We start from the raw sequence: 13,489 nt of genomic DNA on the forward strand, positions 1-13,489 counted from the left end.
ACCTAGCGCAATTCCGGATCGGATTGAAGCGGTGCCGGCCCGTCCGGCCGCCGGCCGTGCCGTGAGACGGCGAGGAGATGCAGGATGAGCCTGAAACAGACATCGGTTGTCGAAGCGGGCTGGACGGCCCGGGATTTCGACCTGCGGGGCGTCGACGGCAAGCGCTACCGGCTCGCCGATGTGCGGGGCAGGAACGGGACGCTGGTGATGTTCATCTGCAACCACTGTCCCTACGTGCTGGCGCTGCTCGACGATATCGTCCGCGATGTCGCCGAACTTGCTCCGCTCGGTATCGGCGCGATCGCGATGATGCCGAACGACACCGACGCCTATCCGCAGGATTCCTTCGAGCGGATGCAGTTGCTGTCGGCCGAGCGGAAGTTCGGCTTTCCCTATGTGATCGACGAGACCCAGGACGTGGCGCGCGCCTACGGCGCCGTCTGCACGCCGGATTTCTTCGGTTTCGGCGCCGACCTGGGCCTCCGTTATCGCGGGCGGCTGACAGAGGTCCGTCATCTCGAGCCGGTCCCGGACGCCCGCCGCGAGCTGTTCGAGGCCATGCGGATGATCGCCGAATGCGGAGAGGGGCCGGCGGTGCAGCATCCCTCCATGGGCTGCTCGATCAAGTGGCGCGACTGAGCGGGATCGACGGCCGGGATTTTCGGTGACGCTGAGTTTGCCTTGGCCCCTTGCCCCGGCTATGTTACCGCGGCTTTTCGGGACGGCGGATCGGCCGCTGACATGTGGAGTGACGTGTGTCCGACATATTCAAGGAAGTTGAGGAGGATCTGCGCCGCGAGCAGAGCCTCGAACTCTGGAAGAAATACGGCAAGTACGTCCTGGCGCTGGCCGTCGTGATTGTCGCGACCGCTGCCGGCATCGTCAGCTGGAAGGAATATCGCGAGCGCGCGATGAACGAGCAAGGCGCCGAATATGCCAGCGCGATGGCGCTGATCGGCGAAGAGGATCAGCAGCGCGTGGCCGATGCCTTCGGCGCGCTCGCCAGCCACGCCGACGGCGGCTACCAGGCGCTTGCCCGCCTGCAGGAGGCGGCCGCGCTGATCGCCGCCGAGGACGATCAGGCCGCCTTCGCCGTCTACGACCAGCTGATCGACGAGGCCGGCACGCCCGACAATCTCCGCCGCGTGGCACGCTACCTGCGCGGCATGCACCAGATCGGCAAGCTGCCGGCGTCGGATATCCGGGCGTCCCTCGCGCCGCTGATGGAAGGCAACGACCCGTGGCGCTTCCTGGCGCAGGAACTGGTCGCCATGGCCGAACTGGACGGCGGCAATCTGGACGGCGCCCGGCAGATCTTCCGCGAACTCAGCGACGATGCGGCCGCACCGGCCGGCGTTCGCGCGCGCGCGGCCCGGCTTCTCCAGGCCATTGGCGGGAACGGCTAGACGATGAACGACGGCACCCGTCGCCGCGTCGCCGCCCTCGCCCGGTCGGCTGTCCTCGGCGCATTGTTCCTCGCGCCGACCGCCTGTTCGCTGCCCGACTGGCTCGGCGGCTACGAGACCGACAAGCCGCTGCCCGGCGAGCGGATCTCCGTGCTCGCGCTCGAAAGCAAGATCGAGCCGGACCCGCGTGTCGCCGATGTCGAGGTGCGCTTGCCGAGGCCCTACGTGAACACCTTCTGGCCGCAGGCCGGCGGGGTGGCGAGCCACGCGATGTATCATCTCGAGCTCGGCGCCGCGCCGCGCGAGATCTGGCGCGCCGACATCGGTTCCGGCAGCGATCGCGATTCCCGCCTGATGGCGCAGCCGGTGGTCGCCGCCGGCCGGGTCTTCACGATGGATTCGGAGAGCCGCGTCACCGCCTTCGGGGTTGCCGACGGCAAGCGGCTATGGCGCGTCGACCTGACTCCCGATTACGAGGAGGAGGGCACGATCGGCGGCGGGCTGGCCTACTGGAACGGCACACTCTACGCGGCGACCGCCTATGGCGAGGTCTTCGCGCTCGCCGAGGCCGACGGTGCCATCGCCTGGCATCATTCGATCGGCGTGCCGGTGCGGGCGGCGCCGACGGTCGCCGACGGCCGGGTCTTCGCGATCAGCTTCGACAACCAGATGCACGCCCTCTCGACCGCCACGGGCGAGGAGGAATGGACCCATATCGGCCTCGAGGAACAGGCCGGCCTGCTCGGCGCCGCCTCGGCGGCGGCCGACGGCGGGATCGTCATCGCGCCCTATTCGTCGGGCGAGATCTATGCCCTTCGCGCCGACAACGGCCGCGCCGTCTGGTCCGACCAGCTGACCCGGACGCGGCCGCTCACCAATCTCGGCGCGCTCAGCGATATCAACGGCCGCCCGGTGATCGACCGCGGCGTCGTCTTCGCGGTCAGCAATGCCGGCCGCATGGTGGCGATCAGCCTGCGCTCGGGCGAGCGGCTGTGGGAGCAGGATATCGCCAGCCTGCAGGGCCCGTGGGTGGCCGGCGACTTCGTCTACCTGGTGACCAGCGACGCCGAGGTCGTGTGCCTGTCGCGCCGCGACGGCCGCATCCGCTGGGTCCGCCAGTTGCAGCGTTACGAGGACGAGGAGGATCGCGAGGACCCGGTCTTCTGGTCCGGACCGGTACTTGCCGGCGACCGGCTCATCCTGGTCTCCTCGCACGGCCAGGCGCTCGCCGTCTCGCCCTACAGCGGGCGGCTGCTCGGCTGGCTGCCGCTTTCGGACAACAGTTCGATTGCCCCGGTCGTTGCCGACGGCACGCTCTTCATTCTCACCGACGACGCCAAGCTCGTCGCACTCCGGTAGTATCATGACCTTCACGGTCGCCATCATCGGCCGCCCCAACGTGGGCAAGTCCACGCTCTTCAACCGTCTGGTCGGCAAGCGGCTGGCGCTGGTCGACGACCAGCCCGGCGTCACACGCGACCGCCGCGAGGGCCAGGGCCGGCTCGCCGACCTCACCTTCCGCATCATCGACACCGCCGGTCTCGAGGAAGCCTTCGACGACAGCCTGGCCGGGCGGATGCGCAGCCAGACCGAGCGCGCGCTGGCCGATGCCGACGCCGTGCTCCTGCTGGTCGACGCCCGGACCGGCACGACGCCGCTCGACAATCACTTCGCCAACTGGCTGCGGAGCACCGACAAGCCGGTGATCCTGGTTGCCAACAAGGCCGAGGGCAAGGCCGCCCAGGGCGGCCTGATGGACGCCTACGCGCTCGGCCTCGGCAGCCCGGTGCCGCTCTCGGCCGAGCATGGCGAGGGCATGGAAATGCTCTATGACGCCCTGCGTCCGCTGGTCGACGCCGCCGAGGCGGCCGAGAAGGCGGCAAGGGAGGCGGCGGAAGGGGACGGCGACGGGAAGGGCGAACGCCCGCTCGCGCTCGCCATCGTCGGCCGCCCGAATGTCGGCAAGTCGACCCTGGTCAATCGCATGCTCGGCGAGGAGCGGATGCTGACCGGGCCGGAGGCCGGTGTGACCCGCGACGCGATCGCCAGCGACTGGGCCTGGAAGGGCCGGCCGGTGCGCCTCGTCGACACCGCGGGGCTGCGGCGGAAGTCCCGGGTCAGCGAGAAGCTGGAAAAGCTCTCGGTCGCGGAATCGCTGCGCACCATCCGCCTGGCCGAGGTCGTGGTCCTGCTGCTCGACGCCGCCGAGGGACTGGACAAGCAGGATCTCACCATCGCCTCGCACGTGGTCGAGGAAGGCCGGGCGCTGATCATCGCCGTCAACAAGTGGGACCTGGCGCGGGATCGCGACGCGACGCTGAAGGCGTTCCGCGACCGGCTCGCCACCTCCTTCGCCCAGGTCGGCCACAACATCCCCGTTGTCACTTTCTCGGCGATGACCGGGCAGGGCGTCGACAAGCTGATGCCGGCCGTCTTCAAGGCGCACGAGGCCTGGAACCGGCGCGTGCCCACCGCCGCGCTCAACCGCTGGCTCTCGGACATGACCGAGCGCCATCCGCCGCCGATGGTCAAGGGCCGCAGGCTCCGGCTCCGCTACATGACGCAGATCAAGTCGCGGCCGCCGACCTTCGCGGTCTTCCAGTCCTCCCGCGGCGAGCTTCCCGACAGCTACGGGCGCTACCTGCAGAACGGCCTGCGCGACGATTTCGGCTTCGGCGCCGTCCCGATCCGGATCTATTTCCGCTCGGGCAAGAATCCCTACGCCGACGACAAGTAGCATGACCGGGCGCGACGATCTGGCGGGCCGTCACCTGGTGATCACCGGGGCCGCCGGCGCGCTCGGCAACGCGGTGGCGCGGCTGGCGCTCGACGCGGGCGCGACCTGCCACCTGCCGCTCCGGGGCGCGGCACCGCCTGCCGACGCCGCCTGGCGCGATCATCCGAAGGCGCAGGTGACGGGCGGGATCGACCTCGCCGACGAGGCCGCGCTTGCCGGCTATTTCAGGGAACTTCCCGAACTCTGGGGGCTGTTCGCCTGCGCCGGCGGTTTCGCCATGGCGCCGCTGGCGAAGACCTCGCTGGCGGATTTCCGGGGCCAGCTCGACCGCAACCTCGTCTCGGCCTTCCTCTGCATCCGCGAGGCGGCGGCGAAGATGCCGTCGGGCGGACGGATCGTTGCCGTTGCCGCGCGCCCGGCGCTGGAACCGCGCCAGGGCAAGGGGATGACCGCCTATACCGCGTCCAAGGCGGCGCTCGCCGCGCTGGTCGAGGCGGCGGCTGAGGAACTGGCGCCGGCCGGGATCTGGGTCAATGGCGTCGCGCCGTCGATCATCGACACGGCGGCCAACCGGCAGGCGATGCCGAAGGCCGACCATTCCAATTGGCCTACGCCGGCGGAAATCGCCCGCACCATGCTGTTCCTGGCATCCCCCGGCAACGCCGTCACCCGCGGCGCGATCGTCCCGGTTTACGGCCGGACCTGACGCCGCTGCCGACGCCGGCGCAGGATCGACGTCCTAGTGAACCTCGGCGCCGCCCCACTGGTCGGCTGCGATCCATTCCCCGGTATGCTGGAAGGCCGGGTCGACGGCGGCGACGAAGGCGGCCATCAGGTCGTCCGGCGCCGGCACGTTCTCCGGCGGCTCGCCCGGGAAGGCTAGTGCCCGTAGCTTGGTCCGGGCCGGGCCCGGGTTGATCAGGTTGACCCGGATCGGCGTCTTCATCACTTCCGCCGCATAGGTCAGGGCCATCGCCTCCAGCGCCGCCTTGGAGGCCGCGTAGGGGCCCCAGTAGGGCTGCAAGCTGCGGGTGATGCCCGAGGTGACGAACAGCACCCTGCCGGCGTCGCTCTGGCGGAGCAGCGGGTCGAGGGCACGGATTAGCCGCCAGTTGGCGTGGACGTTGAGGCGGAAGACCTTGTCCCACATGTCGGGCGGGTAATGGCCCATCGGCGAGAGCCGGCCGAGCATCGCGGCATTGCCGACGAAGATGTCGAGCTTGCCCCAGCGTTCGAGCAGCGGCGCCGCGAGGCCGTCGATATTGTCCCATTCCAGCAGGTCGAGCGGAACCAGCGTGGCCGAGCCGCCGAGCGCCTGGACCTCGTCGTCGATCTCCTCCAGCGCGCCGCTGGTCCGGGCGACCAGGATCAGGTGGGCGCCTTCCCGGGCATAGGCCCGGGCGATCGCGGCGCCGATCCCGCGCGAGGCGCCGGTGATCAGCGCGATGCGTCCTGCAAGCCGTCCGGCCATCGGTCTTTTCCCTGGTATTGCGGTTTCGTCAGCGCCGCTCGTTGAGCAGCGAAAGCTGGGTTTCCTGGCCGCCGTCGCGGTCGACGAGGGCGAGCGGATAGTCGCCGGTGAAGCAGGCGTCGCAATATTGCGGCTGCCCCTCGTTCCGCGAGGTCTCGCCCATCGCCCGGTAGAGCCCGTCGATGGAGACGAAGGCGAGCGTGTCGACACCGATCAGCCGGGCCATCTCGGCGAGGTCGTAGCGCGCCGCGAGCAGCTTGCTGCGCTCCGGCGTGTCGACGCCGTAATAGCAGGAATGTGCCGTTGGCGGGCTGGCGATCCGCATGTGGACCTCGCTGGCGCCGGCTTCCCGCATCATCGTGACGATCTTGGTCGAGGTCGTGCCGCGGACGATCGAATCGTCGACCAGCACGATCCGCTTGCCCTTGACCAGCGGCGCGTTGGCGCTGTGCTTCAGGCGCACGCCGAGATGGCGGATCTGGTCGGTCGGCTCGATGAAGGTGCGGCCGATATAGTGGTTGCGGATGATGCCGAGCTCGAACGGCAGGCCGACCTGCTGGGCATAGCCGAGCGCCGCCGGGGTACCGGAATCGGGGATCGGGATCACCAGGTCGGCGGGCGCGTGGCTTTCCTTGGCGAGCTCGGCGCCGATCCGCTTGCGCGCCTCGTAGACCGATCGGTCGTCGAAGATCGAATCGGGCCGGGCGAAATAGACATGCTCGAAGATGCAGAAGCGGCGCGGATGCGTCGGGAAGGGACGGTGGCTGGTGATCCCGTCCTCGTCGACCACCACCATCTCGCCGGGGTCGATCTCGCGCACGAACTCGGCGCCGATGATTTCCAGCGCACAGGTCTCGGAGGCGAGGATGTAGGCCTCGTCGAGACGGCCGAGGACGAGCGGGCGGATGCCCATCGGGTCGCGCACGCCGATCAGCTTCTTCGAGGTCAGGACGACCAGCGAGTAGGCGCCCACCACCTGCCGGAGCGCATCGGTCAGGCGATCGACGATGCGCGCCTGCCGGCTGGTCGCGGTCAGGTGGATGATGACTTCCGAATCCATCGTCGACTGGAAGATCGAGCCGCGCGAGACGAGCTCGTTGCGCAGCGTCTGGGCATTCGTCAGGTTGCCGTTGTGCGCGATGGCAAGGCCGCCGTGGCCGAGGTCGGCGAACAGCGGCTGGACGTTGCGCAGCGCCGGTTCGCCCGAGGTCGAATAACGGTTGTGGCCGATCGCGCAATGGCCGGCGAGGCCGGCGATCACCGCCTCGTCGCCGAAATTGTCGCCGACCCGGCCGATGCTGCGATGGCTGTGGAACTGGGTATTGTCGAAGGAGACGATCCCGCAGGCTTCCTGGCCGCGATGCTGGAGGGCATGCAGGCCGAGCGCGGTCAGCGCCGCCGCCTCGACATTGCCGAAGACGCCGAAGACGCCGCATTCCTCATGCAGCTTGTCGTCGTCGAACGGATGCTGGAATGCGATGTCGGTCACGCTGACGGTCACTCCTTGTCGCGCAGGCTGTCGGTCAGGCGCTCCATGATCCGACGCTCGCTGAGGCCATAGCCCTGTTCGCCGTTCTGTCCGGCTTCCGCGCCGCCCGGCGGCACGGCGATATCGCGGACCTTTTCCTCGACTTCGGCGGTTGCCGCCAGCACCCGGTCGCGGGCTTCCGGCGGCAGCAGCGCCACGAGTGTCTCGGAGAAGCTGCCGACCACCGGCATCAGGCGCGCTTCACGAATCCAGTCCGGCCGATCCCTGGGTGGAAAGATCTGCACGAAGACGAGCCAGGCGATACTGACCAGGACCGCGCCGCGGAGCAGACCAAACAGGAAACCGAGCGAACGGTCAAGCGCACCGATCCCGGAATCGCGGACCCTGGACGAGATCATGTTGGCAAGCAGTGAAATCACCACCAGCGTGACGATGAAGATGCCGACCGCGGTCAGCGCGTCGGCAAGCAGCTGGCTCGGGATATAGGCGCGCAGATAGGGCTGCAGCGGCAGGAACAGGTAGAGCGTCGCGAAGGCCGCGCCGACCCAGGCGGCGACCGCCAGAACTTCCTTGGTGAAGCCGCGCATGAAGGCGAGCAGGGCCGACAGCGCCAGCACCACGAAGATCGCCAGGTCGGCCGGGTTGATCGGGAAGTCCTGCATCGTCGGCGTCTTTCCTCAGGGCGTCTCAGCGGCGACCGAACGCCGCCCGGGCGTCGCTCTCGTCGACGCGGAAAAGCTGCACCAGTTCGTCAAGCCGCCGGAGCTCCCTGAGTTTCAGGCCGACGGGCTTCAGTTTCAGTCCCGCCGGCACCACCGCCTCGTCGAAGCCCAGCTTGGCCGCTTCCCGGCAGCGCGATTCGGCCTGGCCGACCGGGCGGATCTCGCCGGACAGCCCGACCTCGCCGAAGAAGAATGTCCTGGCCGGCGTCGGCTGGTCGCTCATGGAGGAGAGCAGCGCGGCGACAACCGCGAGGTCGGCGCCGGGTTCCTGCACGCGCAATCCGCCGGCGACGTTGAGATAGACGTCCATGCCGCCGAGCGCAAGCCCGCAGCGGGTGTCGAGCACGGCAAGCAGCATGGCGAGACGGGCGCTGTCCCAGCCGACCACGGCGCGGCGCGGGGTGGCCAGCGGCGAGCTTGCGACCAGTGCCTGGATCTCGACCAGCAGCGGGCGCGAGCCCTCGATCCCGGAAAACACCGCGGCCCCGCTGACCGGGTTCTCGCGGTTGCCGAGAAACAGGGCGGAAGGATTGGAGACCTCGGCGAGGCCGCGGTCGGTCATCTCGAAGACGCCGATCTCGTCGGCCGCGCCGAAGCGGTTCTTGACGGCGCGCAGGATGCGGAACTGGTGGCCGCGCTCGCCCTCGAAATAGAGCACCGTGTCGACCATGTGCTCGACCACGCGCGGGCCGGCGATTTGGCCGTCCTTGGTGACATGGCCGACCAGGAACAGCGTCACTCCGCGGCGCTTGGCGAAGCGCACCAGCTCGTGCGAGCAGGTCCGCACCTGGGAGACCGTTCCCGGCGCCGAATCCAGGTTGTCGGCATAGATCGTCTGGATCGAATCGATGACCACGGCGCGCGGTGGCTCGCCCTCCTCGAGGGTCGCCAGGATATCGCGCAGCGAGGTCGCCGTGGCGAGCTTCAGCGGCGCGTTCTCGAGCCCGAGACGGCGGGCCCGGCCGACGATCTGCGCGGTCGCCTCCTCGCCGGAGATATAGGCGCAGGACTGGCCGGCGGCGGCCAGCCTGGCCAGCGCCTGCAGCAGGATCGTCGACTTGCCGATACCCGGATCGCCGCCCAGCAGCACGGCCGAGCCGGCGACCAGGCCGCCGCCCAGCACCCGGTCGAACTCGCCGACGCCGGACGGAATGCGGGGGGCTTCCTCGACCGATGCGTCAAGCGTGGTGAAGGCGATCGTCCGGCCCTTGCCCTGGTTCAGGCCCTTGGGCACGGCCTCGGGCGCGGTTTCCTCGGTCAGGCTGTTCCAGGCGTCGCAGGCGTCGCACTTGCCCTGCCACTTGGGGTAGCGGGCGCCGCAGGCCTGGCACTGGTAACCGTCGCTTCGTTTCGCCATCAGGCGCTCCCCGGCGGGCGGCCGGTCATGGCTTCAGGATATCCAGCTTGATCGGCCCCTCGACCTCGCCGTGGATGAACTGGTCGACGTAGGCGTTGCCGCTTTCCTCGATCTCCGACGTCGGCCCGGCCCAGATGATCCGGCCCTCGTAGATCATGGCGATGCGGTGGGCGATCTTGCGGGCGCTCGCCATGTCGTGGGTGATCGTCAGCGTGGTCGCGCCCGACCGCTTCACGCAATCGACGATCAGCTCGTCGATGATGTCCGACATGATCGGGTCGAGCCCGGTCGTCGGCTCGTCGAAGAAGATGATCTCCGGATCGGTGGCGATCGCACGGGCGAGCCCGACGCGCTTCTGCATGCCGCCGGAAAGTTCCCCCGGCCAGAGGTTCATCACGTCGCTGCCGAGTCCGACCTCGGCCAGCTTCTCGACCGCGACCTCGCGGGCCTCGGCACGTTTCATCGCCCCGGTCGAGGTCAGTCCGAAAGCGACATTCTCCCAGACCCGAAGGCTGTCGAAGAGCGCGGCCCCCTGGAACAGCATGCCGAGGCGGCGGAGGATCGGCTCGCGTTCCTCGAACTTGCGACCGACAAGCTCCTCGCCGTCGATCCGGATGCTGCCCGCATCGGGCTCCAGCAGCCCGAGGATGCATTTCAGCATGACCGACTTGCCGGTGCCCGAGCCGCCGATGACGACGACCGACTCGCCGGCCGCGATATCGAGGTCGAGGCCGCGCAGGACGTGCTTCGGCCCGAACGACCTGGTGACGCCCGTCAGGCTGATCTTCGGTTCCGCCATCCCGCTCAGCGGCCGGCGAAGAAGATTTCCGTCACCAGGTAGTTGGCGACGAGGATCAGGATCGAGGCGGAAACCACCGCATTCGTCGTCGCCCGGCCGACGCCCTGGGCGCCGCCGGTGGAGTTGAAGCCGTGATAGCAGCCCATCAGCGCGATGATGAAGCCGAAGACCGCCGCCTTGACGAGGCCGGATACGACGTCGATCACCTCGAGGAACTCGAAGGTGTTGGTCAGGTAGCTGCCGGCGTTGAAGCCGAGCTTCTGGGTGCCGACGAGGTAACCGCCGTAGACGCCGATGATGTCGGCGATGATGACCAGCAGCGGCATCATCGTCACGCCGGCGATCAGGCGCGGCGCGACCAGGTACTTGAACGGATTGGTCGAGAGCGTGGTCAGGGCGTCGATCTGCTCGGTCACCCGCATGGTGCCGATCTCGGCGGCCATCGCCGAGGAAACCCGGCCGGCGACCATCAGCCCGCCGAGCACCGGCCCGAGTTCGCGGGTGATGCCGATGACGACGATGGTGGCGACCGCGTTCTCGGCGTTGAAGCGCTCGGAACCAATGAAGATCTGCAGCGCGAGAACCATGCCGGTGAACAGCGCCGTCAGGCCGACAACCGGCAGCGAGTAATAGCCGATGAACAGCATCTGCCGGCCGATCAGCCGGAAATAGAAGGGCGGCAGCACGCTGTTGCGGACGCCGTTGCCGGTGAAGATGGCGAGCCGGCCGGTCGTCGCCATGAAGGCGAGCACCACGTGGCCGATGAGCTGCAGGGGATTCCAGGGCATCAGACAGCCTCCGACCGGGTCCGGTAGACGCGATGATAGCGCCGGCCGAGGCCGGTCAGGATCTCGTATCCGATGGTGCCGGCGTTGCCGGCCAGTTCGTCGAGCGACACGGTCGGCCCGATCAGCTCGACCGGGGTGCCGATCGGCGTCGCAGCTTCCGGCAATGCGCTCACGTCGAGTGTCGTAAGGTCCATGGATATGCGGCCGACGATCGGTACCCTTACGCCGTTGACGGCACAATGTCCCTGGCCACCCAAGGCGCGCAGATAGCCGTCGGCATAACCGACCGGGACGGTGGCGATCCGCGCCTTGCGGGTCACCGGATGGGCCGCACCATAGCCAACGGTCCGACCCCTGTCAATCTCGTGGACCTGGACGATTTTGCCTTGTAATTGAACGACTTGCGCCATCGGATTGGGCCGGCTCGGAGTCGGGTTGACGCCGTAGAGCGCGACCCCCGGCCGGACCATCTCGCCATGGAAGGCGGGCCCGAGGAAGATTCCGGAGGAATTGGCGAAGGAGGCGGGCAGGGCGCGCAGCGGCGCCGGAAGGCGGTCGCGCATCGCCGAGAAAAGCCGCCGCTGTTCCTCGTTCAGCGGATGTTCGGGCAGGTCGGCGCAGGCCAGGTGGGTCATCACGAAGCGGATGTCGAGCGCCCCGGCCAGTTCCGGCTTTTCCGAGAGCATGTCGAGTTCGCTCTCGATGAAGCCGAGCCGGGTCATCCCGGTATCGAGATGTAGCGCCGCCGGCAGGCGGCCGTGGCGGGCCGTGGCGGCGGCCCAGAGCGCGAGCTCGGCCGGGTTGTTGAGCACCGGGATCAGGTCGTGCGCGACGAGGTCCGCCTCGATTCCGCGGATCATGGGGCAGAGGACGTGGATCCGCGGCGCCTCGGCGCCGCCGTCCGGGCCCGCGGGCGGGTAACGGCGGAAATGACGGCGCAGCCGGATGCCCTCCTCCGGCAGGGCGACGAAGAAGTCGCGGCAGCCGGCCTTCCAGAGCCGGCTGGCGACCCGATCGGCGCCGAGCCCGTAGCCGTTCGCCTTGACGACACCGGCGACTCGCGCCGGCGTGGCCCGGTCGCACAGCGTGGCGTAGTTCCGGGCAATGGCGTCGAGGTCGATGGTCAGCGTGGCGCCGGCTCGATCCGTGGCGCTCAAAGCCCGCCTCCGGACGAGTAATCGTTCCGGTCGAGGTCGCCGAACTTGGTGATTTCCGGGTTGAAGTAGAGCTCGACCCGTCCGATCGGGCCGTGCCGCTGCTTGTCGATGATGACCTCGGCGAGATTGTGGATCTCCGCCATCCGCTCCTGCCACTGCTGGTGCTCGGGCGTGTTCTCGCGCGGTTCCTTGCGGGCCTCGTAATATTCCTCGCGGAAGACGAACATGACGACGTCGGAATCCTGCTCGATCGAGCCGGATTCGCGGAGATCGCTGAGCTGCGGGCGCTTGTCCTCGCGGTTCTCGACCTGGCGGCTGAGCTGGGAGAGCGCCAGCACCGGCACGTTGACCTCCTTGGCGATCGCCTTGAGGCCCATCGTGATCTCGGAGATCTCCTGCACCCGGCTGTCGATCCGGTTGCCCGAGCCGGCCCGCATGAGCTGCAGATAGTCGACGACGATGAGGCCGAGGTTGTCGTTCCGCTTGAGGCGCCGGGCGCGGGTGCGGAGCGCGGCGACCGAAAGCGCCGGGGTGTCGTCGATATAGAGCGGCAGTTCGGCCAGTTCGATGCTCGCGGGGACTACCCGGTTGACGAAATCGTCCTGGGATATCTCGCCGCTGCGAAGCTTGACCGAGGAGATCTCGGTCGCTTCCGCGAGGATGCGGGTGGTGAGCTGTTCGGCCGACATTTCCAGCGAGAAGACGGCCACGACCGCGCCCTCGGTGCCGCCGCTGCGGCGGTGCGCCTTGGCGGCGTTGTAGGCGATGTTGGTCGCCAGCGAGGTCTTGCCCATGGATGGCCGGCCGGCAAGGATCACGAGGTCCGAGCGGTGCAGGCCGCCGAGCTTCTTGTCCATGTCGCGGAGCCCGGTGGTGACCCCGGTCAGGTTGCCGTCGCGGTTGAAGGCGGTATCGATGACCTCGATCGAGGTCTTGACCGTGTTCCGGATATGCTGCGGCCCGGTTTCGCCGGCGCCGCGCTCGGCCAGTTCGAAGAGCTGGCGCTCGGCGAGTTCGAGCTGCTGGGCGGCGCCCTCGTCGACCTGGGCGTCGTAGGCCCGGTTGACGACTTCCTCGCCGAGCCGGATCAGCTCCCGCCGAATCGCCAGGTCGTAGACCGTGCGGCCGTAATCGCCGGCATTGATGACGGTCGTCGCCCCGGCCGCGAGGCGGGCGAGATACTGCGTGCCGCCGATGTCGGCGAGCCCCTCGTCATGCTCGAAGAAGGCCTTGAGCGTGACCGGATTGGCGATCTCGCCGCGTTCGATCAGGCGTTGCGCGGCGGCATAGATGCGGGCGTGCACGCCCTCGTGGAAATGCTGCGCCTCGAGGAAGTCCGAAACCTTCGAATAGGCCTCGTTGTTGACCAGGATGGCGCCGAGCAGGTCCTGCTCGGCCTCGACGTTCGACGGCGCGGTGCGGTAAAGCGCCGGGCCATCGCCCGCCTCGCTCCCGGGGCTGCTTTTCGTGCGGAGGTCGATCGTGTTCATGATCCGCGGAGACTAGCACAGGAGATCGTTCGCGCGGTGTCCGAAGTCGCGTCCATCCACCGCAATTAAAAGC

General features: G+C 68.5%; 13 protein-coding genes. 5 read left to right on the top strand and 8 right to left on the bottom strand.

Annotated elements, in window-relative coordinates:
- The first annotated feature begins 84 nt into the window (after positions 1–84).
- The 5 genes from OCH7691_RS10230 to OCH7691_RS10250 all read left to right on the top strand — a co-directional run bounded on the left by OCH7691_RS10230 (position 85) and on the right by OCH7691_RS10250 (position 4,849).
- Positions 85–639: a thioredoxin family protein gene (locus OCH7691_RS10230; RefSeq protein WP_085883265.1), complete on the top strand. Its 555-nt coding sequence runs from the start codon at positions 85–87 to the stop codon at positions 637–639.
- Between the two features lie 116 nt (positions 640–755).
- Complete coding sequence (locus OCH7691_RS10235; RefSeq protein WP_085883266.1) at positions 756–1,406, top strand: tetratricopeptide repeat protein; 651 nt, start codon at positions 756–758, stop codon at positions 1,404–1,406.
- 3 nt (positions 1,407–1,409) lie between these two features.
- Positions 1,410–2,765, top strand: coding sequence for an outer membrane protein assembly factor BamB family protein (locus OCH7691_RS10240; RefSeq protein ID WP_085883267.1), 1,356 nt, complete (start codon positions 1,410–1,412; stop codon positions 2,763–2,765).
- A gap of 4 nt (positions 2,766–2,769) precedes the next feature.
- A complete protein-coding gene (der, locus tag OCH7691_RS10245) occupies positions 2,770–4,143 on the top strand; it encodes a ribosome biogenesis GTPase Der (protein WP_085883268.1) in 1,374 nt (457 codons plus the stop codon).
- A 1-nt stretch (position 4,144) separates the two neighbouring features.
- A complete protein-coding gene (locus OCH7691_RS10250; RefSeq protein ID WP_085883269.1) occupies positions 4,145–4,849 on the top strand; it encodes an SDR family NAD(P)-dependent oxidoreductase in 705 nt (234 codons plus the stop codon).
- Between the two features lie 33 nt (positions 4,850–4,882).
- Here the strand turns inward: OCH7691_RS10250 and OCH7691_RS10255 are convergent, their stop codons facing one another.
- From OCH7691_RS10255 to OCH7691_RS10290, 8 genes are read right to left on the bottom strand one after another with little or no spacing between them, the layout of a single operon-like run.
- On the bottom strand, positions 4,883–5,614 hold the full coding sequence (locus tag OCH7691_RS10255) for an SDR family NAD(P)-dependent oxidoreductase (protein WP_085883270.1): 732 nt from the start codon (positions 5,612–5,614) through the stop codon (positions 4,883–4,885).
- Positions 5,615–5,642: 28 nt separating this feature from the next.
- Positions 5,643–7,094 (bottom strand): amidophosphoribosyltransferase, encoded by a 1,452-nt coding sequence (purF, locus tag OCH7691_RS10260; RefSeq protein ID WP_139839662.1) that lies wholly within the window; start codon positions 7,092–7,094, stop codon positions 5,643–5,645.
- Positions 7,095–7,111: 17 nt separating this feature from the next.
- Positions 7,112–7,765 carry a CvpA family protein gene (locus OCH7691_RS10265; RefSeq protein WP_085883272.1) on the bottom strand — a complete coding sequence of 218 codons (654 nt, stop codon included), beginning with the start codon at positions 7,763–7,765 and terminating at the stop codon, positions 7,112–7,114.
- A gap of 25 nt (positions 7,766–7,790) precedes the next feature.
- Positions 7,791–9,182 (bottom strand): DNA repair protein RadA, encoded by a 1,392-nt coding sequence (gene radA / locus OCH7691_RS10270; RefSeq protein ID WP_085883273.1) that lies wholly within the window; start codon positions 9,180–9,182, stop codon positions 7,791–7,793.
- Between the two features lie 25 nt (positions 9,183–9,207).
- Complete coding sequence (locus tag OCH7691_RS10275) at positions 9,208–9,981, bottom strand: ABC transporter ATP-binding protein (RefSeq protein WP_085883274.1); 774 nt, start codon at positions 9,979–9,981, stop codon at positions 9,208–9,210.
- A gap of 5 nt (positions 9,982–9,986) precedes the next feature.
- Positions 9,987–10,769, bottom strand: a complete 783-nt coding sequence (locus OCH7691_RS10280; RefSeq protein WP_085883275.1) for an MlaE family ABC transporter permease — start codon at positions 10,767–10,769, stop codon at positions 9,987–9,989.
- Positions 10,769–11,926, bottom strand: a complete 1,158-nt coding sequence (alr, locus tag OCH7691_RS10285; RefSeq protein ID WP_085883276.1) for an alanine racemase — start codon at positions 11,924–11,926, stop codon at positions 10,769–10,771. Before alr ends, OCH7691_RS10280 begins: the two co-directional genes overlap by 1 nt.
- A complete protein-coding gene (locus OCH7691_RS10290) occupies positions 11,923–13,416 on the bottom strand; it encodes a replicative DNA helicase (protein ID WP_085883277.1) in 1,494 nt (497 codons plus the stop codon). Before OCH7691_RS10290 ends, alr begins: the two co-directional genes overlap by 4 nt.
- Between the last annotated feature and the right edge of the window lie 73 nt (positions 13,417–13,489).

This window comes from Oceanibacterium hippocampi (assembly GCF_900172325.1).
GTDB classification, from domain to species: Bacteria; Pseudomonadota; Alphaproteobacteria; order Sneathiellales; family Sneathiellaceae; genus Oceanibacterium; species Oceanibacterium hippocampi.

Bases quoted from the DNA above. Each gene is read 5' to 3' on its own strand.
- OCH7691_RS10290 (WP_085883277.1), bottom strand. From the start codon at position 13,416: ATGAACACGATCGACCTCCGCACGAAAAGCAGCCCCGGGAGCGAGGCG.
- OCH7691_RS10255 (WP_085883270.1), bottom strand. From the start codon at position 5,614: ATGGCCGGACGGCTTGCAGGACGCATCGCGCTGATCACCGGCGCCTCG.
- radA (WP_085883273.1), bottom strand. From the start codon at position 9,182: ATGGCGAAACGAAGCGACGGTTACCAGTGCCAGGCCTGCGGCGCCCGC.
- OCH7691_RS10275 (WP_085883274.1), bottom strand. From the start codon at position 9,981: ATGGCGGAACCGAAGATCAGCCTGACGGGCGTCACCAGGTCGTTCGGG.
- OCH7691_RS10230 (WP_085883265.1), top strand. From the start codon at position 85: ATGAGCCTGAAACAGACATCGGTTGTCGAAGCGGGCTGGACGGCCCGG.
- der (WP_085883268.1), top strand. From the start codon at position 2,770: ATGACCTTCACGGTCGCCATCATCGGCCGCCCCAACGTGGGCAAGTCC.
- OCH7691_RS10250 (WP_085883269.1), top strand. From the start codon at position 4,145: ATGACCGGGCGCGACGATCTGGCGGGCCGTCACCTGGTGATCACCGGG.
- OCH7691_RS10240 (WP_085883267.1), top strand. From the start codon at position 1,410: ATGAACGACGGCACCCGTCGCCGCGTCGCCGCCCTCGCCCGGTCGGCT.
- OCH7691_RS10280 (WP_085883275.1), bottom strand. From the start codon at position 10,769: ATGCCCTGGAATCCCCTGCAGCTCATCGGCCACGTGGTGCTCGCCTTC.
- OCH7691_RS10265 (WP_085883272.1), bottom strand. From the start codon at position 7,765: ATGCAGGACTTCCCGATCAACCCGGCCGACCTGGCGATCTTCGTGGTG.